Below are 26,482 nucleotides of genomic sequence, written 5' to 3' on the forward strand. Positions count from 1 at the left end.
TACATTGGAGGTCCGGTGCTGTCGAAGTGATTCAGTGCGGGAAGATTGCGGCATGAGTGAAGTCGGGACACTGGTGCTCTTGCGGCACGGTGAGAGCGAGTGGAACGCGAAGAACCTGTTCACCGGCTGGGTCGACGTGGACCTCAGCGCCCAAGGAGAGGCCGAGGCCCGCAGGGGCGGCGAGCTGCTCCGTGAGTCCGGTCTGCTGCCGGATGTGGTGCACACGTCAGTGCTGCGCCGTGCCATCCGCACCAGCGAGATCGCCCTGCACGCCGCCGACCGGCACTGGATCCCGGTCCAGCGCAGCTGGCGGCTCAACGAGCGGCACTACGGTGCCCTGCAGGGCAAGAACAAGAAGCAGACGCTGGAGGAGTTCGGCGAGGAGCAGTTCATGCTCTGGCGCCGCTCGTACGACGTGCCGCCGCCGCCGATCGCCGACGACGACGAGTGGTCGCAGGTCGACGACCCGCGCTACGCGAACCTGCCGCCGGACGTGCGCCCGCGCACGGAGTGCCTGAAGGACGTCGTGGCGCGGATGCTGCCGTACTGGTACGACCAGATCGTGCCGCAGCTGCTGGCCGGCCGCACCGTGCTGGTGGCGGCGCACGGCAACTCGCTGCGCGCCCTGGTGAAGCACCTCGACGGCATCTCGGACGAGGCGATCGCCAAGCTCAACATCCCGACCGGCATCCCGCTGCGCTACGACCTCGACGCCGCGCTGCGGCCGGTCACCGCGGGCGGCACCTACCTGGACCCGGAGGCGGCCAAGGAGGCCGCGGCCGCGGTCGCCAACCAGGGCCGCTGACCCGCTTTCATACAGAAGAGGGGGCCGCTTCCGCGGCCCCCTCTTCTGTTCGTTCTCGTTACGCCTGCGCGGAGTCGAACGACTCGCCGGTGACGAGGAACACCACGTGGCGGCCGGCGTTGACGGCGTGGTCGGCGTAGCGCTCGTAGAAGCGGCCGAGCAGCGCGGTGTCGACCGCGGCCTGCGTGCTCTCGGTCCACTTCGGGCCGAACATCGTCTCGAACAGGCTGGTGTGCAGCCGGTCCATCTCGTCGTCGTCGCGGTCCAGCTGGCCGGCGGCGACCACGTCGAGGTTGGAGATCGCGCGGGAGATCTTGCCGGCGATCCGGTCGGCGACCGTGCCCATCTCCTCGAACGTCGCGAGCAGCGGCTCCGGCACCGCCACCTCGGGCAGCCGGCGCAGCGCCGTCTTCGCGACGTGGTCGGCGAGGTCGCCCATGCGCTCCAGGTCGGCCGCGAGGTGCAGTGCGGTCAGCACGACCCGCAGGTCGGAGGCGACCGGCGCCTGGCGGGCGCAGAGGTCGTAGACCTTGTCCTCGACGAGCCGGTAGAGGGCGTTGACCTCCGCGTCGCGGGCCACGACCTCCTCGGCGTCGGTCTGGTCGGCGGTGAGCAGCGCCTTCGTGGCACGGATCATCGCGCTGCGGACGGCGTCCGCCATCGAAACCAGTAGACGGTTGACCTGCAGCAGGTCGGCACGGTATTCGTCGCGCATGGTTCTCCTATCGTGGTGTCCCTCACGGTAGGTCCCGCACCGGCGCATCCGGTGAACTTCATCCCGCGCCAGGGTGAACACTGGGTGATGTGAGCCCGTTTCGTGCCCTGGACCACCGTCCGTCGGGTAGGCGACCTCCTACCATCAGGTCGTGGATTGGAAGTTCCGCCAGTCGAAGGCTGACAGCGCGGCGATGGGCTCGGCCATGACCGAGATCCTCGACGCGCTTCTTGTCGGCGTCGTGGTGCTCGACGACACCGACCGGCCCGTGCTGGTCAACGCGGCGGCCCGCGAGATGGGTCTGGTCCGGCAGCGCCAGGGCGCGGCGGAGGAGGCGCACACCATCGTGCGCAGCCTCGCCACCCAGGTCCGGCGCAACGGGGTGACCCGCGTCGTCGAGCTCGACCTGCCCCGCCTCACCCACGGCGACCCGCTCGGCGTCAACGTGCGGGCGGTGGCGCTGGACGGCGGCCGGGTCGCGATCGAGGCGGCCGACGTCACCGAGGCGCACCGGGTCGCCCGGGTCCGGCGCGACTTCGTCGCCAACGTCAGCCACGAGCTCAAGACCCCGGTCGGCGCCCTGCAGCTGCTCGCCGAGGCGCTGCTGGACGCCACCGACAAGGACCCGGCGGCCGCGATCCGGTTCGCGGAGCGGATCAAGCACGAGTCGGCCCGGCTCGGCCGGCTCGTCTCGGAGCTGCTGGAGCTGTCGCGCCTGCAGGGTGCCGAGCCCCTGCCGGAGCCGGAGCCCGTCGAGGTCGACAAGATCGTCGCCGAGGTGCTGGACCGGACGAAGACGCCCGGCTCCGCGAAGCACATCGAGGTCGCGTCGCGGGGCGCCCGCGGGCTGACCGTCTACGGCAACGAGAACCAGCTCGTCACCGCCGTGGTGAACCTGGTGGAGAACGCGATCGCCTACTCGCCGGAGAACACCACGGTCAGCCTGTCGACCCGGCACCTGACGGACGCCGACACCGGATACATCGAGATCGCGGTCGAGGACCAGGGCATCGGCATCGAGCCGCGTGACATCGACCGGATCTTCGAGCGCTTCTTCCGGGCCGACCGGGCCCGCTCCCGCGCGACCGGCGGCACCGGCCTCGGCCTGGCAATCGTCAAGCACATCGCGACCAACCACGGCGGCCGTGTCGACGTGGTCAGCACGGTCGGAGTTGGCTCGACGTTCACCTTGCGGCTTCCCGCGCGTCCGGCAGATGCCGCGCTGGCGCTACCGCCGTCCGTTGAGATCGGAGGCACCCCATGATTGTGACCCAATCGCAACATCAGACCCGCGGTTCGCAGCGCAGTGCGGCTCCCCGGCAACTACGAAAGGACAGCACGTTGGCGCGCGTACTCGTGGTCGAGGACGAAGAGTCCATCTCGGACCCGTTGTCGTACATGCTCCGCAGGGAAGGCTTCGAGGTCTCCATCGCGGCGACCGGCACCGAGGCACTCACGGAGTTCGACCGCACCGGGGCGGACATCGTCCTGCTCGACCTGATGCTGCCGGAGATGTCGGGCACCGAGGTCTGCCGCCAGATGCGGACCAAGTCCAACGTGCCGATCATCATGATCACGGCGCGGGACAGTGAGATCGACAAGGTGGTCGGCCTGGAGATCGGCGCCGACGACTACGTCACGAAGCCCTACTCGCCGCGCGAGCTGGTCGCCCGCATCCGCGCGGTGCTGCGCCGGCAGGTCGACACCGTCGGCGAGCTGGCCCCGCCGACGCTGTCCGCGGGCCCCGTCCGCATGGACGTCGACCGGCACGTCGTCACCGTCGCCGGCGACGCGGTCCAGCTGCCGCTGAAGGAGTTCGAGCTGCTCGAGCTGCTGCTGCGCAACGCCGGCCGGGTGCTCACCCGCGGCCAGCTGATCGACCGGGTCTGGGGCGCGGACTACGTGGGCGACACGAAGACGCTCGACGTGCACGTCAAGCGGCTGCGCTCGAAGATCGAGCCGGAGCCGTCGGCACCGCGCTTCATCGTCACCGTGCGCGGCCTCGGCTACAAGTTCGAGCCGTAGACAGCAGCCGGGCTCCGCTTCGCCCGGCGTTTCGTTGCCGGGCCCTGCGTCACCCGGCGTTCGCCACCGACTCGCGGGCCCTCCGGCGCTCCTCCATCTCGCGCCGGAGGACGTAACCGCGGATCGCCCGTCCCATGTGCTCGGTCGTCTCGTACGTGATGATGACGTCGAACGCGTCGTTCTCCGGGTCGCGGCGGACGAAGAGCACCGTGCCCCGGATCGCGATCGTCTCGTCGTCGAGCGCGATCCGCAGGTCGACCCGGTCGTCGCGCTCGAAGCGGTCCTCGTCGAGGCGGCACCGCACACCCCCCTCGGACAGGTCGATGACCCGCCCGCGAAACACGGTGCCGTCCTTGCCGACCTCGACGCTCTCGCCGCCCCCGCCGCGCACGTAGTTGCGCCGGGTCTGCAGCCGCACCGAACTGACGGCCTCCAGGCTCCAGCGCGGCGGCTGCTCCTTGCCCAGCTCGACCAGCCGGACGTCGACGGCCTGCCGCCGGTCGCCCGTCACCCAGGCCAGCTCGACGGAGGTGCCGAGCTTCGGCATGTCGGCGCCGTTGACGCCGAACGGCGCGGCGACGGTCAGCCGCTTGCCGGCCACGTCCTCGACGCGGGACTGATAGGCCTCGCCGTCCATCAGCACCACGTCGACCAGAGCGTTGATCGCGGGCATGGTCACGCCTACACGTTCGGCCGATCGGCCGCCGACTTGAGTGCCCGGATGCTACGAGTCCAGTGCCTCACGCCACTCGTACGGCTTCGCGAAGTGACCGGGGGCGCAGATCAGCTCCGACGTCTTGCGCTTCTCGCGCGCCGGGCTGCCCGCGACCACGGTGTCCGGGGCCACGTCCCGGGTCACCACCGACCCGGCGCCGACCAGCGCCCGGGCCCCGATCCGGACTCCGGGCAGGATCGTCGCGTTGCCGCCGATCGAGGCGTCGTCCTCGACCGTCGCCCCGCCGACACACTCGTCGTAGCGCGGGCACGGCGGGTGCGGGTCGTCGGTGAAGACCACGCCCGGACCGAGGAACACCCGGCGGCCGAGCGTCACGTTCTCCAGGAAGCAGTGCGAGTGGACCCGGCTGCCGTCGCCGATCCGGTTGCCCGGCTCCAGCACCGCGTTGGTGCCCACCGAGCAGCCGTCGCCGATGACGTTGTTCTCCCGGATCATCGCGCCGTGCCCGGACTGGAACCGGGCCCCGATCCGCGCCCCGGCGTAGATCACCGTCCCGGACCTGATCCGGCTCCCCGGCCCGATGATCGTCGGCAGTTCGCCGGGTGCCGCGCCGCGCGGCGGCACCCCGATCCGCGCACCTGGCTCCACCACGGTGCCCTCACCCAGCTCAACCCCGGGGAAGATCTCTTCGGTCACCGGATGAACCTATTGCACCGCGGGCCGGTCCGGTCCGCGGGTTCCGGCGTTGTCACACACTCGACACCCGCGACCCCGTAGCGTTCCCTGGGGTGCGCAGCTTCAACTCCGGCCCCGCCGGGACGCTCATGATGCTGGTCGGCATGATCCTCGCGATCAGCGCGACCTGGACCGCCATCACCCGCACGGGCTGGGCCGAGGCCGTCCCCAGCATCTTCATCGGGCTGTCCCTGACCGCCGTGGGCTACTCCCTCTTCGCGAGGTCCCGCCGCACCCGCTCACAGCCCGACCCCACCGACGACGACTGAGCCGCGGCCATCCCTCGGGTAACGGGTGCTAAGACCTGCGGGTCGGCAGGAGCGTCAGGGCGACCGTCGTCGCCGGATGAGGAGCGACCATGCCCTGCCGGGCGCGCTCCGCGCACAGCTCGGCGAGTTTCGCGTAGGCGGGGCGGCCGATGAGGGCGACGAGCTCCGCCTCGTACTCCTGGTAGAGCCGCTTCGTGCCGACGTGCGCCTCGGGGGAGGACGTGCACCACCAGTGCAGGTCGTGGCCGCCCTCGCCCCAGCCGCGGCGGTCGAACTCGCCGAGGGTGGAGACGAGGACCTTGGTGCCGTCGGGGCGCTTGCGCCAGTCCTGGTCCCGCCGCACGGGCAGCTGCCAGCACACGTCGGGCTTGTACTCCAGGGGGTGCACGCCGTCGCGGAGGGCCTGGCCGTGCAGGGCGCAGCCGCCACCGCCGGCGAAGTCGGTGTCGTTCTGGAAGACGCAGCCGGCGCCGGGGCGGGTCGCGGTGCGCAGGGCCTTCGACTCGCCGTCGATGGTGTCCCATTCGGTGTAGTGCTTGAAGCCGCGGCGGTAGTGCTGCCAGTGCTCCGGGGTGAGGCGCTTCGCGGCCGCGCGGACCCGCTTCTCGTCGTCGGCGTCGGTGAAGAACGCGCCGTGCGAGCAGCAACCCTCCTCGGCCTTGCCCTCGATGATGCCGTGGCAGCCCTGCCCGTAGACGCAGGTCCAGTTGGACAGCAGCCAGGTGAGGTCGGCGCGCACGAGGTGGTCGGCGTCGGCGGGGTCGATGAACTCCAGGAACTCCCGCGGGAAGTCGAGATCGACCTCGAGGTCACGCGGCGTTTCGGGCTCGCCGGTGCTGTCGACCGCGACGTGAATCTCCATTTGGTGAAGGGTACGCGTCCCGTCGCGGCATTACCTTGAAGGGATGCGGCTCGGTGTGCTGGATGTCGGCTCGAACACGGTCCACCTGCTGGTGGTCGACGCGCACCATGGCGCCCATCCGTGGCCCGCGCACTCACAGAAGGCGGAGCTGCGGCTCGCCGAGAAGATCGGGACCAACGGTGAGCTGACCAAGGCCGGCGCCGACAGCCTGGTCGCGGCGTGCCATGAGGCCCGCGACGCGGCGTCCGCACTGGAGACCGAGGACCTTCTGGCGTTCGCGACGTCTGCGGTACGGGACGCGAAGAACTCGGCCAGAGTGCTGCGGCGGGTCCGCGAGGAGACGGGCGTCGACCTGCAGGTCCTGTCCGGCGAGGCCGAGGCGATCATGACCTTCCTGGCGGTGCGCCGCTGGTTCGGCTGGTCGGCGGGGCGGCTGCTGGTCATGGACATCGGCGGCGGTTCGCTGGAGCTGGCGACCGGCATCGACGAGGAGCCCGACGTGGCGCTCTCCGTGCCGCTCGGCGCGGGGCGGCTGACCCGCGAGCGCCTCGACGGCGACCCGCCGACCAGGGCCTCCGTCGAAGCGCTGTGCGAATACGCCGAGGCCGAGATCGCCAGGCCGGCGAAGCGGCTGATGGACGCCGGCTGGGACCGGCCGGTGGCGACCTCGAAGACGTTCCGGACCCTGGCCCGGCTGGCCGGCGCCGCGCCGTCGTCCGCGGGGCCGCGGGCGCCGCGGAAGCTGACCAGAGTCGGGCTGCACCAGGTGCTGTCGTTCATCCGGAGAATGCCGTCGGCGGCCCTCGCCGAGATCGACGGGGTCAGCCCGGGCCGCGCACACCAGATCCTCGCCGGGGCGGTCGTCGCCGAGGTCACGATGCGCAGTCTCGGGATCGACGAGGTCGAGATCTGTCCGTGGGCGCTGCGCGAAGGGGTGATTCTTCGCCGGCTGGAAGTGCTGGAGTCAAGTTGATCGACAGGAGACGCTACCTGGCTAGGGTTAGCCTGGGGGAGTGAGTCGTCGAGTGCCGGTGCTGCTGTCCACGTCGTCCGTCTTCCCTGAGCCGACCGCTGCCGGGTTCGAGATGGCGGCCGCCGTCGGGTACGACGGCGTCGAGGTGATGGTCTGGTCCGACGCGGTGAGCCAGGACGCGGGCGCGCTCGCCGGCCTGTCGAAGCACTACGGCGTGCCGGTCGGCTCGGTGCACGCGCCGTGCCTGATGGTGACCCAGCGGGTGTGGAGCCCCGACCCGTGGGAGCGGCTGCGGCGGGCCGCGGTGCTCGCCGACACGCTCGGCGCGCCGGTCGTGGTGGTGCACCCGCCGTTCGCCTGGCAGCGCGACTACGCGCGGACGTTCAGCAGCGGACTGGCCAAGCTCGGCAAGACGTTCCCGGGCATCAGGTTCGCGGTGGAGAACATGTTCCCGCTGCGGGGCGTCGGGCGGGAGTTCGTCCCGTACGCGCCGGGCTGGGACCCGACGATCACCGGCTTCGACGCGTACACCCTCGACCTCTCGCACTGTGCGGCCTCCCGGACCGACGCGATCGGGCTCGCCGACACGATGGGCGCGGGGCTGGCCCACGTGCACCTCGGCGACGGCACCGGCAAGGGCCGCGACGAGCACCTGGTGCCGGGCCGGGGCACCCAGCCGTGCGCGCAGCTGCTGGAGTCGCTGGGGCGGCGCGGGTTCACCGGGTCGGTCGCGGTCGAGGTCGGCACCCGCAAGGCGAGCAGCCGCGCCGAGCGCGAGGCGGACCTGGCGGAGTCCCTGCGCTTCGCCCGCCAGCACCTGGCCACCACCCCGACCGCCGAGCGGAGCAAGGTGTAGCAGCGCACCGCCACCCACCCCGGATAGGTCCCGGCGCAAGCGCCAGACTCAGGTGTAGCAGCGCACCGCCACCCACCCCGGATAGGTCCCGGCGCAAGCGCCAGACTCAGGTGTAGCAGCGCACCGCCGCCCGGCCCCGGATAAGTCCGGCGCAAGCGCCAGACTTATCCGACATTTCGTATTTGTCCGGCAGGAACGGGTAACCGCATGCCGAGGACGCTGGGCGGGCGCTGGGCGAGGGTTGTGGTCAAGCGCCGGCTGAGGGAGCCGGGCGGCCGAGGGGTTTGGCGAAGCGCCGGCTGAGCGAGCCGGGCGGGCATCGACCGAGGGTCTGGGCGGATGCCGGTCGAGGGCACCGGGTGCACCAGCCACGGAAGCGCCGAAAGCGGGGGCGCCGGAAGCGGGGGCGCCGGAAGCGGGGGCGCCGGAAGCGGGAGCGCCGGAAGCGGGGGCGCCGGAAGCGGGGGCGCCGGAAGGGCGTGGGGCCGGGGGCGTTGGGCGGCGATTCCGAGGAACTGGGTAGGTGCTGGCCCAGGTGGGCATGGGCCGGGGAGTCCGGGGCGCGCGTGGGAGAAGGCTGGGTAGGTGCCGGCCGAGGGTTCGGGCGGGCGCGCGTCGAGGGCAGGAAGTCGAGGGCAGGAAAAAGCCCGGCACGCTGATGCGCGCCGGGCCGTGAAGTCGCCGGTCAGAGCTTGCGCACGGATTCGGCCTGAGGGCCCTTCGGACCCTGCTTGATCTCGAACTCGACGCGCTGGTTCTCGTCGAGGCTCCGGTAGCCGTCCTCGGCGATGGCGGAGAAGTGGACGAAGACGTCGTTGCCGCCGTCGACACTGATGAAGCCGAAGCCCTTTTCAGCGTTGAACCACTTCACGGTTCCCTGTGCCATGGTGCTGTTTCTCCTTCGTAGGGCGTCGTGATCCGGTGCGGGACCCGGTGTCGAGCGCCGCGAACTGGTGCCACGACCCAACATCGCCCTACCCGCATGTCCGACAATACCCGTTAAATCGGATTGGTCGGGCACGCGGTGAAGCGAACCACAACACGCAAGATATGCCGAAGTCGGCGGCGTGTGTGGCTGTTTCCAGCAGTTACGCGGTCACGACCGCCCGATCGGCCTCGCCGACCCCCACCTGCGACGGTGCGAGTGTGGCGCCCGTTTCGGCGGCACGCTTGCGGGCCCGGTGTGCCGCGACGTGCGACCGGGTCGCACACCGCTCCGAGCAGAACCGCCGGCAGCAGTTGGACGACGTGTCCAGGTAGACGTTGCCGCAGCGCTCGTCCGCGCAGACGCCGAACCTGGAGCTGCCGTGCTCGCACAGCCACACCGCCAGGCCCCACGCCGCACCGGCGAGCAGCTCCGAACTGACCGACGACCCGCGACCGGTGACGTGCATGTGCCAGTCATGGGTGTCGTGACCAGAGATGCGCGGCTGCATGGGATATGCCTCCAGCAGCGCGTTGAGCTCGGCGACCGCCGCGATGTCCCGGCCGGACGATCCGTGCTCGAACACCTCCCGCAGCCGCTTCCGGGCACGCCGGAACGCGATCAGGTCGCGCTCCGTCGCCTCGGCGGTCTGCCAACTGTCCTCGCCGAACAGGGCGACGAGATCCTGCATGCTTTCGAGCGGCGCGTTGACGATGTCGACGGCGGTCCGCGCATACGCGTCGAAGTCCACCCGACCAAGGTAGTCAAGAAATGCCACACTGGCGACCAGGCGTCACCGGAGTCGGCGGTTCTGTCTACGCTCGGCACATGCTCAGATCGGTCATCCTCGCCGCCGCCCGCTCACATCGGGTCGAGCGGATCGTTGAAACCGCCCCGGTCAGCCGGAGCATCGTGCGCCGGTTCATCGCGGGCGAGCACGTGGAGGACGCGTTACAACGCACCCGCGAGCTCGTCGCCGCCGGACTGGCCGTCACCATCGACCACCTGGGGGAGGACACCACCAATCCCCAGCAGGCCGAAGGGACCCGGGACGAATACCTGAAACTGCTCGATGCCCTGCACGTCGCCGAGCTGACCCCCGCCGCCGAGGTCAGCGTGAAGCTCTCCGCCCTCGGCCAGGTCTTCGACGAGAAGCTCGCCTACGAGCACGCCCGCGCGATCTGCGCCAAGGCGAGCGAGGCCGGCACCACCGTGACCCTCGACGCGGAGGACCACACCACCACCGACTCGACCCTGGAGGTCCTCGGCCGGCTGCGCGCCGAGTTCCCCACCACCGGGGCCGTCGTCCAGTCGTACCTGCGCCGCACCGAGGCCGACTGCCGCGAGCTGGCCGTCAGCGGCTCACGGGTCCGGCTCTGCAAGGGCGCCTACAAGGAGCCCGAGTCGGTCGCCTACCAGTCCCGGCTGGAGGTCGACAAGTCGTACGTGCGCTGCCTCAACGTCCTCATGGCCGGCACCGGCTACCCGATGATCGCCACGCACGACCCGCGACTGGTCGCCATCGGCGAGGACCGGGCCAAGTGGTTCGACCGCAACCCCGACGAGTTCGAGATCCAGATGTTGTACGGGGTGCGCCCCGACGAACAGCTGCGCCTCGCCCAACTCGGGTACACCGTGCGGGTCTACCTTCCGTACGGCACCCAGTGGTATGCGTACATGATGCGGCGCCTCGCCGAACGCCCCGCCAACCTCGGCTTCCTCGCCCGGGCGGTCACTTCGCGGGGTTAATCCGGCATCCCGGGAGGTTACGGGCTTACTCAACATCTCGTCCGTACGGGCGACGCGGAGTCTTGACCGGGTCGCGTACGTTCCGGCAGTGATGCAGGGGGATGAAGCCGACGCGCCGCACCGCCCGGGACCGGGGACCACACCGGATCCCGGGCCGGATGCCGCTGCGGCGCGCCCGCCGGTGCCGCGCCCGCGGCCGGCCGCCGATTGGGCGCCCGAGCCGGCGGCGGCCGAGCTGATCGGCGAGCCCCTCGGAGCCCCGATGTGGGTGGCGCCGGACTCGCCGTCGCCGCAGCCGCTGGCCGGGGAGCGGCCGAGGACGTCGGCGCAGCCGGTGGCGCCGTGGCCGCCGGCCGGACCGTTCCCGCCGCGGATGGGCAACACCGGCCAGCACCCGATCGTCCAGCCGCGCCCGGCCCCGGGCATGCCGCCGGCGCAGCGCCGGCCGATGCCCGGCGAGCCGCTTCCGCCCGCCGCCCAGCGCCCGACCGGCCAGTTCCCGGTGGCGCCACCCCCGGCCGGGCAGTTCCCGGCCGGGTCCCACCCGACCGCCCAGCTCCCGTTCGTGCCCCAGCAGGCGGCGATCGGATCACACCCGACCGGCCAGTTCCCCGTCGTGCCGCAGCCGGCCGTCCAGCGCCCGACCGGCCAGTTCCCGGTCGTGCCGCCCCAGACCGGGCAGTTCCCGGCCGGGTCGCACCCGAGCGGCCAGTTCCCGCTCGTACCGCAGCAGCAACGGCCGCAGGAGAGCGGGGCGTTTCCAGGGTTCGCGCCGGTGGCCCGGCCGCCCGCCGGGCCGCACCTCGGCGTGCCGTCGCAGGCCGGTCCGCAGATGTTCCCGCCGCAGGCCGGCGGCTACCCCCAGGCGTACACCGGACACCCGTACCGACCGGAGGCACCGCGGCGCGGGAAGCTCACCGGGCTGCGGGTGGCGCTGCTCGTCGCGCTCGCGCTGGTGCTCGTCACGCCGCCCGCGGCGATCGCGTTCGAGACGGTGCGCCGGGAGCGGGCCGCCGGCAGCGCGCAGGATGTCGACACCGCGGGCAAGGGCCCCGGCGAGGCGAACGGCCGGCCCGGCGCCAGCGGCACCCCGACGACCTCGCCGCCCGCGTCCGTCGACGGCAAGATCAAGCAGGCGCTCACCGACCAGGGCAACGCGCTGCTCAACGGCGATGCCCCAGGGTTCGTCGCGGCCGTCGACCCGTCCGCGACGGCACTGCGCGACGAGCTCACCAGGCGCTTCAACTCGCTGCGGCAGCTGCAGGTGAAGCTGTGGGAGCCGAGCGTCCTGGACAAGGTCGAGGTCGCCGGCGACAACACGGCCGACGTGATCGTCTACGTCCGGTACTGCTACGTCGTCACCACCTGCGACCCGATGAACCTCGAGACGAAGACGAAGTGGAACGTCACCGCCGCCGGCGTGAAGCTGCTCGAGTTCGGCACCGCCGAGGACCTCGGCCCGCGCCCGTTCGAGCGCAGCGAGCTCAGGGTCGCCGTGGGCAAGCGGGTCATCATGGCGACCACCCCGAAGTACGCGTCACGGCTCAACACCATGCTCAACGCCGCTGAGAAGGCCGCCGAGCTGTCCGACCGCTACTCGAAGTGGGCGGCGCCGCCGTCGCGGTACGTCGTCTACCTGGCGGGGCCGGAGGAGTGGTCCACCTGGTACGGCCTCAAGCAGGAGAGCTGGGTCGCCGGCTTCGCGCTGCCGCTGACCGCCGACGCTACCGAGATCGTGCTCAACGCCAACCGGGTCGACGTGAAGGAGACCCTGGACGTGCTGCGGCACGAGTTCACGCATGTGGTGACCCTGTCGAAGGTGTCGCGCGCCTATGACCAGACGTGGTGGCTGGTCGAGGGCATCGCCGAGTACGTGCGGGTGCAGGGCCTCGGCGGCCGGTTCGACGACGTCGCGTCGGTGCGCAAGTACGTGCAGAGCGGCCGCTGGCAGAACGAGATCGCGATGGACGACCCGCCGGAGGGCGCCACGTCCGCCGACGTCAGCGGCCGGTACGGCGTCGCGTACATGGCGGTCAACCGCATGGTGGAGCGCTTCGGCGAGGCGAAGATGCTGGAGTTCTTCGACTTGACCGCCAGGCAGGGCGTCGCGCTGCAGGACGCCGCGACGAGGGTCTATGGCGTGTCATGGGACGACGTCGCCACCGACTGCGTCAAGTACGTCCGCAACCACGTCTGACAGCCCGTGGCAGACTGGCGGGCGTGAATCGCGTCCCCCCGCGTGTTCAGTTGCTCGTCGCCGTCCTGACCCTCTTCTCGCTCACCGGCGCGTCCTGCTCCGAGGAGGACGACGGCATCGGGCTCGGCGCCGCCGGTCGCGGCGACGTCGTCGAGGTTGTCGATGCGCCCGCCACCGTCACCGCGCGGGCGGCGGCGACGCTGACCGCGGCCGCCGACGGCACCCTCGCGGCGCTGGCCGTGCGCCCCGGCGACACCGTGACGGCGGGCCAGGTGCTGGCCGTCGTGGACTCCCCGTCGGCCCAGCAGCGGCTGCGCGGCGCCGAGGAGGCCCTCGACGCGCTCAAGAGCGCCGGCGGCGGCGGAGGCGGCGTCAAGAACCTGTCGGCGACGCAGAAGAAGACCGATGACGCGGCCGCGAAGGCGTTCGGCGAGGCGCGCAAGGCCGCTCAGGTCATCGCCGACGCCACGGTACGAGCCGGCCTCCTCGCCCAGATCGACTTCGCCGAGAAGTCGTACCAGGAGGCGGCCGCCTCGGCCCGCGCCGTCATCAGCGCCGTGCAGCGCGGCCTGGCGAGCGTGACGAAGGCGATGGCCGCCCTGACGGCGGCGCAGCGCAGCCAGGCACAGGCCGCGTACGACCTGGCGAAGTCGACCGTCGACGCGCTGACGCTGCGGGCGCCCGTCGGCGGCGTCGTCCAGCTCGGCGGCACGTCGGCCGCCGCCGCGCCGTCCATCACCGACCTCCTCGGCGCGGCGACGGGTGGCCAGGCGCTTCCGGCGGGTGCCGCTCCGGCCGCCGGCGCCTCCGGCCCAGGGGTCGACCCCGCCGTCCCCGTCGGCGGGCAGGTCTCGGCCGGCACCGCGATCATCACCGTCGTCGACGTGTCGCAGCTCGGGCTGATGGCGGAGATCGACGAGACCGACGTCCTGCTCGTCGAGCCGGGCGTCACGGCCCGCGTGGAGCTCGACGCGGCACCCGGCGCCACGTACGAGGCGACGGTCACGTCCGCGGACGTGCTGCCGTCCGCGTCGGCGCGCGGGGGTGTCTCGTACCGGTCGCGGCTCACGCTGGGCAAGGGCACCTTCGCCGACGGGCGGGCCGCCCCGGCGCCGCGCCCGGGCATGAACGCGGTCGCGCACCTGCAGGTCCGGCAGGTCCGCGACGCGGTGACGGTGCCGGCGGCGGCGGTGTTCAACGCCGGCGGCAAGGACGTCGTCTGGCTCGTCCGCGACGGCAAGGCGATCCAGGCACCCGTCAGCGTCGGCGTCGCCGGCCAGGACCGGGTGCAGGTGCTCAGCGGCGTCGCCGACGGCGACCGGGTCGTGATCCGCGGCACCGACAAGGTCAAGCAGGGCATGGACCTGACCCGATGAGCGGTCCCGCGCTGGACGCCGCATTCGTCGTGCGGGACGTGACCCGGGAGTACGCGCTGGACGGCGTCACGGTGCCGGCGCTGCGCGGGGTCAGCTTCACGATCGACGCGGGCGACTACGTGGCGATCATCGGGCCGTCGGGATCGGGCAAGTCGACGCTCATGCACCTGCTCGGTGGGCTGGACCGGCCGACGGCGGGAACACTGCGGATCGGCGGGCGCGACGTCGCCGGCCTCGACCCGCAGGCCCTCGCGCGGCTGCGCAACGAGACCATCGGCTTCGTCTTCCAGTCCTTCCACCTCCTGGCCCGCACCAGCGCCGTCGACAACGTGGCGCTGCCGCTGGTGTACCGGGGGATGCGCGCCTCCGAGCGGCGCCGCCGCGCCGTGGCGATGCTGGAGCGGGTCGGGCTCGGTCACCGGCTCGACCACCGGCCCAACCAGCTGTCCGGCGGCGAGCAGCAGCGGTCGCGATCGCCCGGGCGCTGGTCACCGACCCGCAGGTGCTGCTCGCCGACGAGCCGACCGGCAACCTCGACACCAGGAACGGCCAGGCGGTCCTCGCCCTGCTGGAGACGCTCAACGCCGAGCAGGGCGTCGCGCTGGTGATCGTCACCCACGACAACGAGGTCGCCGACCGCGCCCACCGCAAGATCGTCATGCGCGACGGCGTGATCGTGTCATGAGGTTCGCCGAGGCGTGGCGCGTCGCGATCGACGCCCTTCGAGCGAACCGGCTCCGCTCCACGCTCACCATGCTCGGCGTCATCATCGGCGTCGCGGCGGTGGTCGTGCTGGTCGCGATCGGCACCGGCACGAAGCAGCAGATCGAGCGGCAGGTCGAAGGGCTCGGCTCGAACCTCCTGATCGTCCTGCCCGGCCAGGTGAGCCTCGGCTCGGCGCCGTCCGTGTCGCGGATGGACCTGTCCGACGTCGACGCCGTGTCGAAGATCGTGGGGGACCGCAACCGGGTCGCCGTCACCGTCGCCTCCGGCGAGACCGTCGCGGCCGGCAACACCGACACGTTCGCCACCATCAACGGCGTCATCGAGACCACGCCGCAGGTGTTCGTGCGGAGCCTGGCCCGCGGCACGTACCTGAGCCGCAGCGACGTCGACACCCAGCGCCGCGTCGCCGTCCTCGGGTGGACCGTCGCGCACGCGCTGTTCGGCGACCGCGACGCCGTCGGCCAGCAGGTCACCATCGCCGGCGTGCGCTTCCGCGTGATCGGCGTCTTCGCGAAGCTCGGGCAGAGCCTCGGCGTCGACCGCGACAACGAGGTCCACGTGCCGATCACCACCGCGCACCGCCTGCTGGGCACCAACCGGGTCGACGGCATCGCGATCAAGGCCCCGAACCGGGACGAGATCGACGACCTGAGCGCCCGCATCATCGCCGAGCTCGCCCGGCGGCACCCCGGCACCGAGTTCAGCGCCGTCACCCAGGAGCAGATCCTCGGCGTCCTCGGCGACATCCTCGGTGTGCTCACCGGCGTCCTCGCCGCGATCGCCGGGATCTCCCTGCTCGTCGGCGGGGTCGGCGTCTCCAACATCATGCTCGTCTCCGTCCGGGAGCGCACGAAGGAGATCGGGCTGCGCAAGGCCGTCGGCGCCCGGCCGCGCGACATCGGCGTGCAGTTCCTCCTCGAGGCGGTGCTGCTCACGACGCTCGGTGGGTTCATCGGGATGGGTCTGGGCATCGGCGCCGCCCTGATCGTCGCCGCGCTGTCACCCGTGCCGGCGGCGATCACGTGGTGGTCGCTCGCGCTGGCGTTCGGGGTCTCCGCGGCCGTAGGCATCATCTTCGGCGTCGTGCCGGCCCAGCGCGCCGGCCGCCTCGACCCCGTGGTGGCGTTGCGCACCGAGTGACCGGCGCGGCGACTCGCGGTGCGTCACGCGGCGACTCGCGGTGCGTCACGCGGCGACTCGCGGTGCGTCGCACCTCGACTTGACCTTGGCGGCAAAGAATCCGACGAAGCGAGGGCGCAAGTCACAGCAGTACCGTTACCGTACTGATAACACGCTGATTCATCAGCTTGGCGAGCACGCTGGTCGGAGGTCGCGATGTCTAGCACGCCACACACCACCGAAGGCCGGTTGGGCGAGGTCAGGTTTCTCACGGTCGCCGAGGTCGCAACCCTGATGCGAGTGTCCAAGATGACCGTCTACCGCCTGGTTCATGCCGGGGACCTCACCGCCGTGCGGGTCGGCCGGTCGTTCCGGGTGCCCGAGCACGCGGTCGATGCGTACCTGCGCGAGGCGTTCCGCGAAACGGCGTAAGTCGTACGTTTCGCCGCCGACGGTGGGGCCGCTTTTCCGATCACGAGGTGGTGCGGCTACGCTGGAGCCGCTAACCATGTCTTCGGCGTGCCAGCGATGGCACGCGTTCCGCTGTTTCGAGGAGATACCCGTATGGGCTCGGTGGTCAAGAAGCGCCGCAAGCGTATGGCCAAGAAGAAGCACCGCAAGCTGCTGCGCAAGACCCGCGTCCAGCGTCGTCGTCTCGGCAAGTAGCAACGCGTCGGAGGTCCGCCCCGGCTCGGAGGTGACGCTGTGACGACGCCACGGGTAGTCCTGGTGACCGGGGTGGGCCGATATCTCGGCGCACACCTGGCCGCCAGGCTCGCCAAGGATCCGCGGATCAAGCGAGTCGTCGGCATCGACGCCACGGCACCGGCGGGCGAGCTCGCCACCGTGCTCAAGGACGTCGACGTGCACCAGGTCGACCTGCGCACCCCCGGAGTGCTGCGGGTGATCGTCGACGCCCGGGTCGAAGCGGTGGCGCACCTCGCCGTGACCACCGCCGCTGACCAGCACGGCGGCCGCGCCGCGATGAAAGAGCTCAACGTCATCGGCACGATGCAGCTGCTCGCCGCCTGCCAGCAGGCGTCCCGGCTGCGCAAGCTGGTCGTCCGCTCCTCCACCGCGGCCTACGGCGCGTCGTTCCGCGACCCGGCGATCTTCACCGAGGACACCGAGCCGCGCGAGATCCCGCGCGGCGGCTTCGCCAAGGACGTCCTCGACATCGAGGGCTACGTCCGTGGCTTCCGCCGCCGGCGCGCCGACGTCGGTGCCACCGTGCTGCGCTTCGCGCCGTTCATCGGTTCGACCGTCGACACGAGCCTCACCAGGTATTTCGCCGCTCCCGTCGTCCCGACCGTGTTCGGTCGCGACCCGCGCCTGCAGTTCCTGCACGTCGACGACGCGTTCGAGGTGCTGCACCGCTCCGTGACCGAGTCGCACCCGGGCACGTTCAACGTCGCCGGCGGCGGCACCCTGACACTGTCGCAGGCGATCCGGCGCGCCGGGCGCATCACCATGCCGGTCCTCGAGCCCGGCCTCGGCATCGCCGCCGGTCGCGGCCGCGGCATCGTGTCGCTGGACCAGCTGGACCTGTTCGTCCACGGCCGGGTCGTCGACACCAGCAGGCTCGTCCGCGAGTTCGGGTTCACGCCCAGGACCACGGCGGAGGCCTTCGACGAGTTCGTCCGCAGCCGCCGCTCCGGCGAGGCGCTGCCGGCCGACCGTATCCGCGCCCTCGAACAGACCCTGCTCGAAGGCTTCCGACGGACCCGTGCGGCGCGCGCCGCGTTGGAGGCGGGCACATGACCGACCCTGGTTCCCCTGACCCAGGGCTGCCCGACCCCGACGCCCCGCCGCCGGACCCCGCGCTGCCCGCCGCGCCCTTCGACGCCGTGCCGCCTGGCTCTTCGGATTCGGACCCAGCGGTGGCCGACGCCGCGCTGCCCGATCCTGCGGTGGAGGAGGCGGCGCCGGCCGGTGCTGCGGAGCCGGACTCGGCGGTGGCCGACGCCGCGCCGGCCGACTCCGCGGAGCCGGACCCCGCGGTCGCCGATCCCGCGGCGGGCGAGGCCGCGCTGTCTGACACCAGGCTGACGGACCGGGCGGTGCCCGGCTCCAAGACGTCCGGTGCCGCGGCGTCCGGTGCTGCGGCGTCCGGTGCTGCGGCGTCCGATCCCGCGCTGCCTGACCAGTGGGACGACCGGGTCGCAGGCGCGCTCGCGTTCCTCCGGGAACGGCTCACCGGCGACTACGAGGTCGACGGCTTCGGCTTCGACCGGCACCTGACCGACGGCGTGTTCCTGCCGCTGCTGCGCCCGCTGTACAACCAGTGGTTCCGCACCGAGGTCTTCGGCGTCGAGCACCTGCCCAAGGAAGGGCCGGCCCTCGTCGTCGCCAACCACTCCGGCACGGTCGCCCTCGACGCTCTCATGCTCTCCGTCGCCGTGCACGACGAGACCTCCGCCCGCCGCCACCTCCGGCTCCTCGGCGCCGACCTGGTCTTCCGCCTGCCGGTCCTGTCGGAGATGGCCCGCAAGTCCGGCGCCACCCTCGCCTGCAACCCCGACGCCGAGCGCCTCCTCGGCGAGGGCGAGCTCGTCGGCGTCTTCCCCGAGGGCTTCAAGGGCATCGGCAAGCCCTTCGCCGAGCGGTACAAGCTGCAACGCTTCGGCCGGGGCGGCTTCGTCTCCGCGGCGGTGCGCACCGGCACGCCGATCGTCCCGGTCTCCATCGTCGGCGCGGAGGAGATCTACCCCCTGATCGGCAACCTCCGCCCCCTCGCCCGCCTGCTGGGCGCCCCGTACTTCCCGGTCACCCCGACCTTCCCGTGGCTGGGGCCGCTGGGCCTGGTGCCGCTGCCGAGCAAGTGGCTCATCGAGTTCGGCGAGCCCATCCCCACCGCCGACTTCATCGACTCCGCCGACGACCCGATGGTCGTGTTCAACCTCGCCGACCAGGTCCGCGAAACGATCCAGCAGACCCTCTACAAGCTCCTCGACCGCCGCCCCGACGCCTTCGCCTGAGGCTGGCTGTTTCCCGCCTGTGGCTGTCACCCGCCTGTGGCTGTCACCCGCCTGTGGCCTTCGGCCATGGGCTCGCCGCCCCACCGCTCCGCGGCGGGTCCGGCCGGGGATTCTCACCCGGACCCCAATGCGCCGCGAGCGGCGCACGGCCGCGCGTGCCGCTGGCCGGATACCGCTCACGCGTGCCCGACGTGGCCGACCACCGCGTCTCTCCCGCCTCTTCCGGCGACCCCGACCGCCCGCCGCAAGCCGGGCGCATCCGTTCCCATGATCGGAAGCCCCTGTGCACCCCTGGCTGCACGAGGTCTACCGGATCATGGGGGAGGGCAGCCGGCCCAGGGTGGCGGGCGGCCACCGGGATGCGGCGCGCCTGCGCAGTCCTGCCGCGCGGCAGCGCTGGCAGTGCGTCGCGCAGCGGCGCATTGGGGGTCCGGGGTGAGAATCCCCCGGCGGGCCCCGCCGCGGCAGCGGTGGGGAGGCGAGCCCATGGCCGAAGGCCACAGGCGGGAAACAGCGCATTGGGGGTCCGGGGTGAGAATCCCCCGGCGGGCCCCGCCGCGGCAGCGGTGGGGAGGCGAGCTACAACCGAAGGCTGAAAGCGGGTAACAGCGCTTCAGCGCAGCTGACGGCGGGAAATGGTGCGGCGGCGGAGGGCGGCGGCGGTGGCGACGCCGCCGATGAGGGCGCCGGTGGCGAGGGCGGCGGGGATGGCGATCTTCGCGGCCTTGCGGCCGGTGCGGAAGTCGCGGACCTCCCAGCCTCGCTTGCGGGCCTCGCGGCGCAGGGCGGGGTCGGGGTTGACGGCGACGGCGTGGCCGACGGTGGAGAGCATCGGGGTGTCGTTGACCGAGTCGCTGTAGGCGGAGCACAGCGACAGGTCCAGGCCCTCGACCGAGGCGAGCGCGGTGATCGCGGCGGCCTTCTCGGGGCCGTGCATGAGGTCGCCGACGAGGCGGCCGGTGTAGACGTCGTCCTGGATCTCGGCGACGGTGCCGATGGCGCCGGTGAGGCCGAGGCGCTGGGCGATGATGCGGCCGAGCTCGACGGGGGCGGCGGTGACGAGCCAGACGCGCTGGCCGGCGTCGAGGTGGAGCTGGGCGAGGGCACGGGTGCCGGACCAGATGCGGTCGGCCATCAGCTCGTCGAAGATCTCCTCGCAGAGGCGCGACATGTCGTCGACCTTCCACCCGGCGATGAACGCGAGCGCCGCGGACTTGGCGCCGGCGACGGTGCCGGCGTGCTCGGAGGCGAGGAGGCGGAAGCGGGCCTGCTGATACGCGAAGCGGACCAGGTCGCCGCTGGTGAAGTAGCGGCGCTTCGCGAGGCCGCGGGCGAAGTAGTAGATCGACGCGCCCTGCATCATCGTGTTGTCGACGTCGAAGAACGCGGCGGCGGACAGATCGGCGGGGACGGCGAGCGCGGCCTCGACCTCGGAGACGGCCCAGCCGGCTGACACCGAAGCGGGCGGGCCGATGCGGCCCTGCCGGCGGCGGCGCAGGGCGAGCGCGGCGGTCGAAGGTCGGATCGCCATGCGGAGGAACCTCCTGTCGTGTTCGACCAACCGTACCGGCATGGAGAACGAGAAGGGCCCGGTGTCAGACACCGGGCCCTCCTCAGCGTTGCTGCCGGAGAATCAGTGGAACAGCCAGTCGAGCAGGCCCTGGTTCTTCGTGGGGGAAGGTGAGGGACCGGGGGAGGGGGCCGCTGGCGCGGACTCGGTCGCCGAGCCGGCGTCGGAGGCCGATCCGCTCGGGACGGGCCGCTGGCCGGCGGGGGTGCCGGTCTGGCCCGGGTTGCTCTGCTGCTGGGTGTTGCCAGGCTGCTGGTTGGTTCCGGGGGTCTTCTGTCCGGCCGGCTTGCACGCGGTGCTGTTGGGCACCGGCCCGAGCTGGTCGGCGGCGGAGACCGCGGCGTTGCCACACTTGATCAGCGGGCGGATCGCCTTGGAGCGCCGGTCGATCTCGTCGAGCAGGGTGACGGACTTGCCGGCCCGTGCACTGGCGTCGCCGTCGACGCCGTTGCGGAGCTTCTCGGTGCCCGCGTGCTGGGTGGACACGAACGCGTCGATGGCGTCGAGCGCGGCGGCGTCCTTACGGCTCACGGCGGTCGTGGTCAGCAGGCGCACGCCTTCGAGCGTCTCGCTGTCCATGTCGTCGAGGACCGCGGTCAGACCCGTCGGGTCCTTCACCGCCTGCGCCTCGTCGAGCCGGGTCCGGGCGAACTCGAGGTACAGCTGGCCGCGGCTGATGTCCGAGCCGGCGAGCGCCAGCTGGGCCTTCTCCGTGGACCGCTTCACCGTGTAGAGGGCGTCGCCGGGGATGGCGTCGCCGCTCGCCGCGGACATGCCCGACAGTGCGAGGGTGCCGGCGGCGAGGCCGACGACGATCGCACCGCGGGTCCGGGTCCGCCGGCTGACCGCCGGCCGGCTGCCCGCCGGGCGGCGCAGCGAGCGCACGCCCTTGCGGGCCACCTCGGGCTCCGGGTCCTTGGCGGTGATGCCGATGCCTTCTCGTTCTGCCGTGGCCAGGAGCATGGCCCGCAGCCCGTCCTTGAACTCCTGCTGCGTCTCCACTTTGACCGGCATCTCAGTCAGCCGTTGGCTGACTGAGACCAGTTCGGTCAGGGAGTCGTCGAGCGTGGACCTCATGCGGTGCCTGCGGGCTCCTGCAGCCTCGTCCACGAGTTGCGCGAAACGCTCAACCCGGTGACGGTGGAAGACGGAGCCGATCACCTGAGGCACCCCCCTTCGCTGATCGCGTCACTCAGGCGCGGCAGGGCAGCGGGATGGTTTGCCACCGCGTCCGCCGTGCGCCAAGCCGACGGTCGCACCCGGACCAACGGTGCAGAGCGGAAGCTGGTTACGGCGCCGGACGGGACACTGTTACGGAAGGTGACAGCGGTCACGGCTGGAATCCGTCGGGGAGCAGCCGCGCGAGGGCACGCACGGCGCGGTACTGCAGCGCCTTGATCGCTCCCTCGTTCTTGCTCATGGCCTGCGCGGTCTCCGCGACGGAGAACCCGTGCAGGAAGCGCAGCACGATGCATTCCTGCTGCTCCGGGTTGAGCTGCTTGACCGCTTTGAGCAGGTCGACGTTGGTGATGTGGTCGATGACCGCGGCCTCGGGGCTGCCCTCGGGCCCGCGGTCGGGCCGGTCGGCGTCCAGGACGTCGCCGGTGGTGACCTCCAGCCGGTACCGCCCGGACTTGAAGTGGTCCGCGACGAGGTTCCGCGCGATCGTGACGAGCCAGGCGCCGAGGTCGCGGCCCTGCCAGGTGAAGCTGCCGATGCGCTTCAACGCGCGCAGGAACGTGTCGGCGGTGAGGTCCTCGGCGAGCTGCCGGTTGCCGACGCGGAAGTACACGAACCGGAAGACGGTGTCGAAGTACCGGTCGTACAGCAGGCCGAACGCCGCGCCGTCGCCGGCCTGGGCGCGCTCGATCAGCGCCCACACCTCCGAGGCGGGGTCGCCGCGGTCGGGGCGGGCCGGCTTCGGGGCCGGCTCCTGCGCGGGGCCACCCGGGCCGGGCTCGGTGTCGACCAGCGTCCCGGCGACCATGGCCGTCGTGATCGGGACCGTGTCCTCCTCGATGAGACCGGCACCCGGTGAAGGCTTGGCGCCCGGGTTCGGTCTGACGTTTGTGCCGGCACCTGCACCGGAACCCTGACGGGTGGGTGCTTCGTTGGTGTGGGGGCGTCCCCGTGTACGCGGGACGCTGCCGCCTTCACCACGGATCACCGTGCTGAACATGTCGCGCACTGAGTCGCGGACGGACTCGCGCAGGATCGACAGCCCATCGACGAGTGCGTGCTCGGCGTCGAACACGTGCTGAATCGCGGTCATGCTTCGCAATCCAGACGACACGGCCTATTCGGCGCGTTCACGGGCACTTCGGCCTCCTCGGGGTGAGGGGTGTCAACTCGCAACAAATGGGGTGAGCTGACTTGGGTGATGATAGGTCCGGCGTCACCCGCATGTGGGCAGTCTTTGGCGTGAGGGCACAATTCTTCCCACGGATCGGGGAAGCCTCGGCGCACATGCTGTCCGTCACTTGACGACAACACGCCGTGCAACACGCCGAATACCGGGGCAAACGGGACGTAGACGCGCCGCACTTACTCGGGTGCGACACACCCGACCCACACGATCGAGTGGACCTTTACTCAGTCGGCGTGTCGGGCGCGTAAGCACCCTGGCACAGCACCGGGTGCCCTGAGGGTGATAGGTGACGGGTGATCTCTCAGGTGGCGGCGACTCACCCGCGACGTGGCAGACTGATCGATCGTGCAGGACGTCACAAACTTCGCCGATCTGGTCCGGCGCGCCGCCGCCTCCGCCGGCGCCCGGCCGGCCCTGCGATCACACGCCACCCTGATCACCTGGTCGGAGCTCGACCAGCAGGTCGACGCGGTCGCCGCGCACCTGGCCGGGCTCGCCCTGCCGGCCGACGACCGCGGCCCCGCCCGGGTCGCCATCGCGCTGCCCAACGTGCCGGAGTTCGCCGCCGTGTTCTTCGGGGCGCTGCGCGCCGGGCTGGTCGCCGTCCCGGTCAACCCCGCCTACACCGCCCGTGAGCTGACCCACGTGCTCACCGACTCGGGCGCCGCGGTCCTGGTGGGCACCCAGTCGGTGACCGGCGCTGTGGAGGCGCCGGCCCGCCGGTACACCCTGGGCGGAAACCTGGGGGAGCTGTTCCAGCCGCACGCCGCCGCCCCGGTCGCGGCGCACGGCGGCCTGGCGCTGCTGCTCTACACGTCCGGCACCGGCGGCGCCCCGAAGGGCGCGATGCTGTCGCACCGGGCCCTGCTCGCCAACCACGAGCAGCTCGCCGCGATCGACCCGCCGCCGGTCCGCCCCGACGACGTGCTGCTGCTCGCCGTGCCGCTCTTCCACGCGTACGGGCTGAACAGCGGCCTCGGTGCCGTCGCCTACCACGGCGCGTGCGGCGTGCTGGTCGAGCGGTTCGACCCGGCCGACTCCCTGGAGGTCATCGAGCGGCACGGCGTCACTGGCGTCGTCGGCGTCCCGCCCATGTTCATCGCCTGGTCGTTGATGGGGGAGCGGCTCACCCGCGCGTGGACCGGCGTCCGTCTCGCCGTCTGCGGCGCGTCGCCGCTGGACGCCGCCGCGGAGCGACGCTTCGCCGAGGCGACCGGGAAGCCGGTGCATCAGGGGTACGGGCTGACCGAGGCCGCCCCCGTGGTGTCCAGCACGCTCGCCAGCGGCACGGTCAAGCCCGGCTCGATCGGCCGCCCGATCCCCGGCGTGGAGCTCAAGCTCCTCGACGCCGGCGGTGAGGAGGTGCTCCTGGACGAGGACGATGAGGTGCGCACCGACCCCGGCGAGATCGTCGTGCGCGGCCCGAACCTCTTCGACGGCTACTGGCCCGGCGGCGACGGCGCGCCCGACGCCGACGGCTGGTGGGCGACCGGTGACGTCGCCTACGCCGACGAGGACGGCGACCTGTTCATCGTCGACCGGCTCGGCGAGCTGATCCTCGTCAGCGGCTTCAACGTGTACCCGCACGAGGTCGAGCTCGTGCTGGCCGCGCACCCCGCGGTCGTGGAGGCGGCCGCGCTGGGCGTGCCCCATCCGTACACCGGCCAGACCGTCAAGGTCGTCGTCGTGCGGCGTCCCGGGTCGCAGGTCACCGCCGAGGAGCTGATCGCGCACTGCGAACGCAACCTCGCCAGGTTCAAGTGCCCGACCGCCGTCGAGTTCGTCGACGAGCTGCCCCACTCCGCGACCGGCAAGATCCGTAAGGCGGCACTGCGATGAGGCTCACCCTGTACACCAGGCCCGGCTGCCACCTGTGCGACGTCGCCAAGGAGGCCATGGAGCGGGTCGCCGCCGCGACCGGCGAGGCCTGGACCGAGATCGACATCACCGGCGACGAGGCCCTGGAGGAGGAGTACGGCTTCCGCATCCCGGTCGTCCTCCTCGACGGCAAGGAGCACGGCTACTGGCGTGTGGAGGAGGACCGGCTCCTGCGCGACATACGGCTATCCTCACCCGGGTGAAGCACCTCGTCTGGGACTGGAACGGGACCCTGCTCGACGACCTGAAGCTGGTCGTCGACGCCACCAACGTCTGCCTGGCCACCGTCGGCGGCCCGGTGATCACCGCCGACGAGCACCGCCGCGACTTCCGTCGCCCGATCCTCGACTACTACGCGCACGTGCTCGCCCGCCCGGTCGACCAGGTCGAGTTCCAGCTGCTCGACGACGCGTTCCACGACGCGTACCGGCTGGGCATGGCCGACGTGCAGCTCGCCCCCGACGCCCTCGAGGCGATGGGCCGCTGGACCGGCACCCAGTCGCTGCTGTCGATGTTCTTCCACGACGAGCTGCTGATCGAGGTCGAGCGGCACGGCCTCGGCGCCCACCTGGTCCGCGTCGACGGCCTGCCCGGCACCGTCGGCGGCCACCGCAAGGCCGCCTACCTGGAGCGCCACCTGCAGGCGCTCGACCTCGACCCCGCCGGCGTCGTGCTCATCGGCGACTCCGTCGACGACGGCGAGGCCGCCACGTCCCTCGGCGCGTCGTGCGTCCTCTACGCCGGCGGCTTCACCGACGAGACCCTGCTGAAGGCGACCGGCCTGCCGGTGGCGTACACCCTGCTCGAAGCCGTCGAGCTGGCGGCCTGACCATGAGCGGGCCGCAGCGGAGCGAGGAGCCGCTCATCATGGGCGCAGTGCCTGGACTCAGGCCGGCGCCGGAGCGCAGCGGAGGTGACGGCGTGAGCGGGCCGCAGCGGAGCGAGGAGCCGCTCATCATGGGCGCAGGGTGGAGCTCAGGCCGGCGCCGGAGCGCAGCGGAGGCGACGGCATGAGCATGCGGGTCGTAGTCGCGGACGATGCGGTGCTGCTGCGGGAGGGTCTGGTGCGGCTGCTCACCGAGAGCGGCCACACGGTCGTCGCCGCCGTCGGTGACGGCCCGAGCCTCGTCGAGGCGGTCGTCGAGCACCGGCCCGACGTCGCGATCGTCGACGTGCGGATGCCGCCGTCGCACACCGACGAGGGCCTGCGCGCCGCCGTCGAGGCCCGCCGGCTGGTGCCGGGCACCCCGATCCTCGTCCTGTCGCAGTACGTCGAGGTCTCCTACGCCGACGACCTCCTCGCCGACCGCGCCGGCGCCGTCGGCTACCTGCTCAAGGACCGCGTGTCCGACGTCGCTGACTTCCTCGACGGCATGCAGCGCGTCGCGTCCGGCGCCACCGTCCTGGACCCGGAGGTCGTCGGCCAGCTGCTGGTCCGCCGCCGCCGCGACGACCCGCTGCGCAGCCTCACCCCGCGGGAGCGCGAGGTGCTGGGGCTGATGGCCGAGGGCCGCTCCAACACGGCGATCGCCCGCAAGCTCGTCGTCACCGACGGCGCCGTCGAGAAGCACGTCAAGAACATCTTCACCAAGCTCGATCTGCCCCCGGACGACGAGCAGCACCGCCGGGTGCTGGCGGTGCTGACGTACCTGCGGACATGAGATCCGGCCCGGACCTCAC

Annotated in this window: 26 protein-coding genes and 2 pseudogenes; 19 read left to right on the plus strand and 9 right to left on the minus strand. The window is 71.9% G+C overall.

What is annotated here, in order from left to right; genetic code table 11:
* Window positions 1-52: 52 nt before the first annotated feature.
* Window positions 53-805 (plus strand): phosphoglyceromutase, encoded by a 753-nt coding sequence (locus ACFY3L_RS47010; protein WP_389340096.1) that lies wholly within the window; start codon window positions 53-55, stop codon window positions 803-805.
* Between the two features lie 58 nt (window positions 806-863).
* Here ACFY3L_RS47010 and phoU read toward each other — a convergent pair whose 3' ends face one another.
* Window positions 864-1,520: a phosphate signaling complex protein PhoU gene (phoU, locus tag ACFY3L_RS47015; protein ID WP_389340098.1), complete on the minus strand. Its 657-nt coding sequence runs from the start codon at window positions 1,518-1,520 to the stop codon at window positions 864-866.
* Between the two features lie 193 nt (window positions 1,521-1,713).
* On the opposite strand from phoU, the gene ACFY3L_RS47020 reads away from it, so the two are divergent.
* The gene (locus ACFY3L_RS47020; RefSeq protein ID WP_389340167.1) at window positions 1,714-2,784 is read left to right on the plus strand and encodes a sensor histidine kinase; all 1,071 of its coding nucleotides are present in this window, start codon (window positions 1,714-1,716) and stop codon (window positions 2,782-2,784) included.
* A gap of 77 nt (window positions 2,785-2,861) precedes the next feature.
* Window positions 2,862-3,545 carry a response regulator transcription factor gene (locus tag ACFY3L_RS47025; RefSeq protein WP_344511556.1) on the plus strand — a complete coding sequence of 228 codons (684 nt, stop codon included), beginning with the start codon at window positions 2,862-2,864 and terminating at the stop codon, window positions 3,543-3,545.
* A gap of 49 nt (window positions 3,546-3,594) precedes the next feature.
* Here the strand turns inward: ACFY3L_RS47025 and ACFY3L_RS47030 are convergent, their stop codons facing one another.
* Entirely contained in the window at window positions 3,595-4,218 is a 624-nt protein-coding gene (locus tag ACFY3L_RS47030) for a PilZ domain-containing protein (RefSeq protein ID WP_389340169.1), read from the minus strand.
* Between the two features lie 51 nt (window positions 4,219-4,269).
* Complete coding sequence (locus tag ACFY3L_RS47035; protein ID WP_389340171.1) at window positions 4,270-4,716, minus strand: acyltransferase; 447 nt, start codon at window positions 4,714-4,716, stop codon at window positions 4,270-4,272.
* A 293-nt stretch (window positions 4,717-5,009) separates the two neighbouring features.
* Between ACFY3L_RS47035 and ACFY3L_RS47040 the strand changes: the two genes are divergently transcribed.
* Window positions 5,010-5,225 carry a hypothetical protein gene (locus ACFY3L_RS47040; RefSeq protein ID WP_389340100.1) on the plus strand — a complete coding sequence of 72 codons (216 nt, stop codon included), beginning with the start codon at window positions 5,010-5,012 and terminating at the stop codon, window positions 5,223-5,225.
* 28 nt (window positions 5,226-5,253) lie between these two features.
* Here the strand turns inward: ACFY3L_RS47040 and ACFY3L_RS47045 are convergent, their stop codons facing one another.
* The gene (locus tag ACFY3L_RS47045; RefSeq protein WP_389340102.1) at window positions 5,254-6,087 is read right to left on the minus strand and encodes a hypothetical protein; all 834 of its coding nucleotides are present in this window, start codon (window positions 6,085-6,087) and stop codon (window positions 5,254-5,256) included.
* 43 nt (window positions 6,088-6,130) lie between these two features.
* Between ACFY3L_RS47045 and ACFY3L_RS47050 the strand changes: the two genes are divergently transcribed.
* Complete coding sequence (locus ACFY3L_RS47050; protein WP_389340104.1) at window positions 6,131-7,060, plus strand: Ppx/GppA phosphatase family protein; 930 nt, start codon at window positions 6,131-6,133, stop codon at window positions 7,058-7,060.
* A 40-nt stretch (window positions 7,061-7,100) separates the two neighbouring features.
* Window positions 7,101-7,916, plus strand: a complete 816-nt coding sequence (locus tag ACFY3L_RS47055) for a sugar phosphate isomerase/epimerase family protein (RefSeq protein ID WP_389340106.1) — start codon at window positions 7,101-7,103, stop codon at window positions 7,914-7,916.
* Window positions 7,917-8,601: 685 nt separating this feature from the next.
* Here ACFY3L_RS47055 and ACFY3L_RS47060 read toward each other — a convergent pair.
* Window positions 8,602-8,802 (minus strand): cold-shock protein, encoded by a 201-nt coding sequence (locus ACFY3L_RS47060; RefSeq protein WP_344511569.1) that lies wholly within the window; start codon window positions 8,800-8,802, stop codon window positions 8,602-8,604.
* A gap of 202 nt (window positions 8,803-9,004) precedes the next feature.
* Window positions 9,005-9,592 carry a CGNR zinc finger domain-containing protein gene (locus tag ACFY3L_RS47065; RefSeq protein ID WP_389340108.1) on the minus strand — a complete coding sequence of 196 codons (588 nt, stop codon included), beginning with the start codon at window positions 9,590-9,592 and terminating at the stop codon, window positions 9,005-9,007.
* Between the two features lie 77 nt (window positions 9,593-9,669).
* On the opposite strand from ACFY3L_RS47065, the gene ACFY3L_RS47070 reads away from it, so the two are divergent.
* From ACFY3L_RS47070 to ACFY3L_RS47110, 9 genes and pseudogenes are all read left to right on the plus strand, one after another.
* Complete coding sequence (locus ACFY3L_RS47070) at window positions 9,670-10,590, plus strand: proline dehydrogenase family protein (protein ID WP_389340110.1); 921 nt, start codon at window positions 9,670-9,672, stop codon at window positions 10,588-10,590.
* A 262-nt stretch (window positions 10,591-10,852) separates the two neighbouring features.
* Window positions 10,853-12,787: a basic secretory protein-like protein gene (locus tag ACFY3L_RS47075; protein WP_389340112.1), complete on the plus strand. Its 1,935-nt coding sequence runs from the start codon at window positions 10,853-10,855 to the stop codon at window positions 12,785-12,787.
* Window positions 12,736-14,163: an efflux RND transporter periplasmic adaptor subunit gene (locus ACFY3L_RS47080; RefSeq protein WP_389340114.1), complete on the plus strand. Its 1,428-nt coding sequence runs from the start codon at window positions 12,736-12,738 to the stop codon at window positions 14,161-14,163. Before ACFY3L_RS47075 ends, ACFY3L_RS47080 begins: the two co-directional genes overlap by 52 nt.
* Window positions 14,160-14,845: pseudogene (locus tag ACFY3L_RS47085) on the plus strand (ABC transporter ATP-binding protein); the annotation flags it as partial. The gene ACFY3L_RS47080 and the pseudogene ACFY3L_RS47085, both read left to right, overlap by 4 nt.
* Entirely contained in the window at window positions 14,845-16,029 is a 1,185-nt protein-coding gene (locus ACFY3L_RS47090; protein WP_389340116.1) for an ABC transporter permease, read from the plus strand. The pseudogene ACFY3L_RS47085 and the gene ACFY3L_RS47090, both read left to right, overlap by 1 nt.
* Before the next feature lie 195 nt (window positions 16,030-16,224).
* Window positions 16,225-16,440 carry a helix-turn-helix domain-containing protein gene (locus ACFY3L_RS47095; protein WP_033363444.1) on the plus strand — a complete coding sequence of 72 codons (216 nt, stop codon included), beginning with the start codon at window positions 16,225-16,227 and terminating at the stop codon, window positions 16,438-16,440.
* Window positions 16,441-16,572: 132 nt separating this feature from the next.
* A complete protein-coding gene (locus tag ACFY3L_RS47100) occupies window positions 16,573-16,674 on the plus strand; it encodes a 30S ribosomal protein bS22 (protein WP_007465623.1) in 102 nt (33 codons plus the stop codon).
* 39 nt (window positions 16,675-16,713) lie between these two features.
* Window positions 16,714-17,769 carry an NAD-dependent epimerase/dehydratase family protein gene (locus tag ACFY3L_RS47105; RefSeq protein ID WP_389340118.1) on the plus strand — a complete coding sequence of 352 codons (1,056 nt, stop codon included), beginning with the start codon at window positions 16,714-16,716 and terminating at the stop codon, window positions 17,767-17,769.
* Window positions 17,770-18,143: 374 nt separating this feature from the next.
* On the plus strand, window positions 18,144-18,986 hold the full coding sequence (locus tag ACFY3L_RS47110; RefSeq protein ID WP_389340173.1) for a lysophospholipid acyltransferase family protein: 843 nt from the start codon (window positions 18,144-18,146) through the stop codon (window positions 18,984-18,986).
* Between the two features lie 613 nt (window positions 18,987-19,599).
* Here ACFY3L_RS47110 and ACFY3L_RS47115 read toward each other — a convergent pair.
* The 3 genes and pseudogenes from ACFY3L_RS47115 to ACFY3L_RS47125 all read right to left on the minus strand — a co-directional run bounded on the left by ACFY3L_RS47115 (window position 19,600) and on the right by ACFY3L_RS47125 (window position 22,828).
* Entirely contained in the window at window positions 19,600-20,517 is a 918-nt protein-coding gene (locus tag ACFY3L_RS47115) for an HAD family hydrolase (RefSeq protein WP_389340120.1), read from the minus strand.
* Window positions 20,518-20,853: 336 nt separating this feature from the next.
* Window positions 20,854-21,717 (minus strand): annotated as a pseudogene (locus tag ACFY3L_RS47120) (DUF5667 domain-containing protein); the annotation flags it as partial.
* A 169-nt stretch (window positions 21,718-21,886) separates the two neighbouring features.
* Window positions 21,887-22,828 (minus strand): sigma-70 family RNA polymerase sigma factor, encoded by a 942-nt coding sequence (locus ACFY3L_RS47125; protein ID WP_389340122.1) that lies wholly within the window; start codon window positions 22,826-22,828, stop codon window positions 21,887-21,889.
* Window positions 22,829-23,269: 441 nt separating this feature from the next.
* Between ACFY3L_RS47125 and ACFY3L_RS47130 the strand changes: the two genes are divergently transcribed.
* The 4 genes from ACFY3L_RS47130 to ACFY3L_RS47145 all read left to right on the plus strand — a co-directional run bounded on the left by ACFY3L_RS47130 (window position 23,270) and on the right by ACFY3L_RS47145 (window position 26,463).
* Window positions 23,270-24,763 carry an AMP-binding protein gene (locus tag ACFY3L_RS47130; RefSeq protein ID WP_389340123.1) on the plus strand — a complete coding sequence of 498 codons (1,494 nt, stop codon included), beginning with the start codon at window positions 23,270-23,272 and terminating at the stop codon, window positions 24,761-24,763.
* Window positions 24,760-25,005, plus strand: a complete 246-nt coding sequence (locus tag ACFY3L_RS47135; protein ID WP_389340125.1) for a glutaredoxin family protein — start codon at window positions 24,760-24,762, stop codon at window positions 25,003-25,005. The genes ACFY3L_RS47130 and ACFY3L_RS47135 overlap by 4 nt, the downstream gene beginning before the upstream one ends.
* A complete protein-coding gene (locus ACFY3L_RS47140) occupies window positions 25,002-25,631 on the plus strand; it encodes an HAD family hydrolase (RefSeq protein WP_389340127.1) in 630 nt (209 codons plus the stop codon). Before ACFY3L_RS47135 ends, ACFY3L_RS47140 begins: the two co-directional genes overlap by 4 nt.
* A gap of 187 nt (window positions 25,632-25,818) precedes the next feature.
* Complete coding sequence (locus ACFY3L_RS47145; RefSeq protein WP_389340175.1) at window positions 25,819-26,463, plus strand: response regulator; 645 nt, start codon at window positions 25,819-25,821, stop codon at window positions 26,461-26,463.
* The last annotated feature ends 19 nt before the right edge of the window (window positions 26,464-26,482 follow it).

It is taken from the genome of Dactylosporangium sp. NPDC000521, assembly GCF_042898305.1.
Classification (GTDB): Bacteria; Actinomycetota; Actinomycetes; order Mycobacteriales; family Micromonosporaceae; genus Dactylosporangium.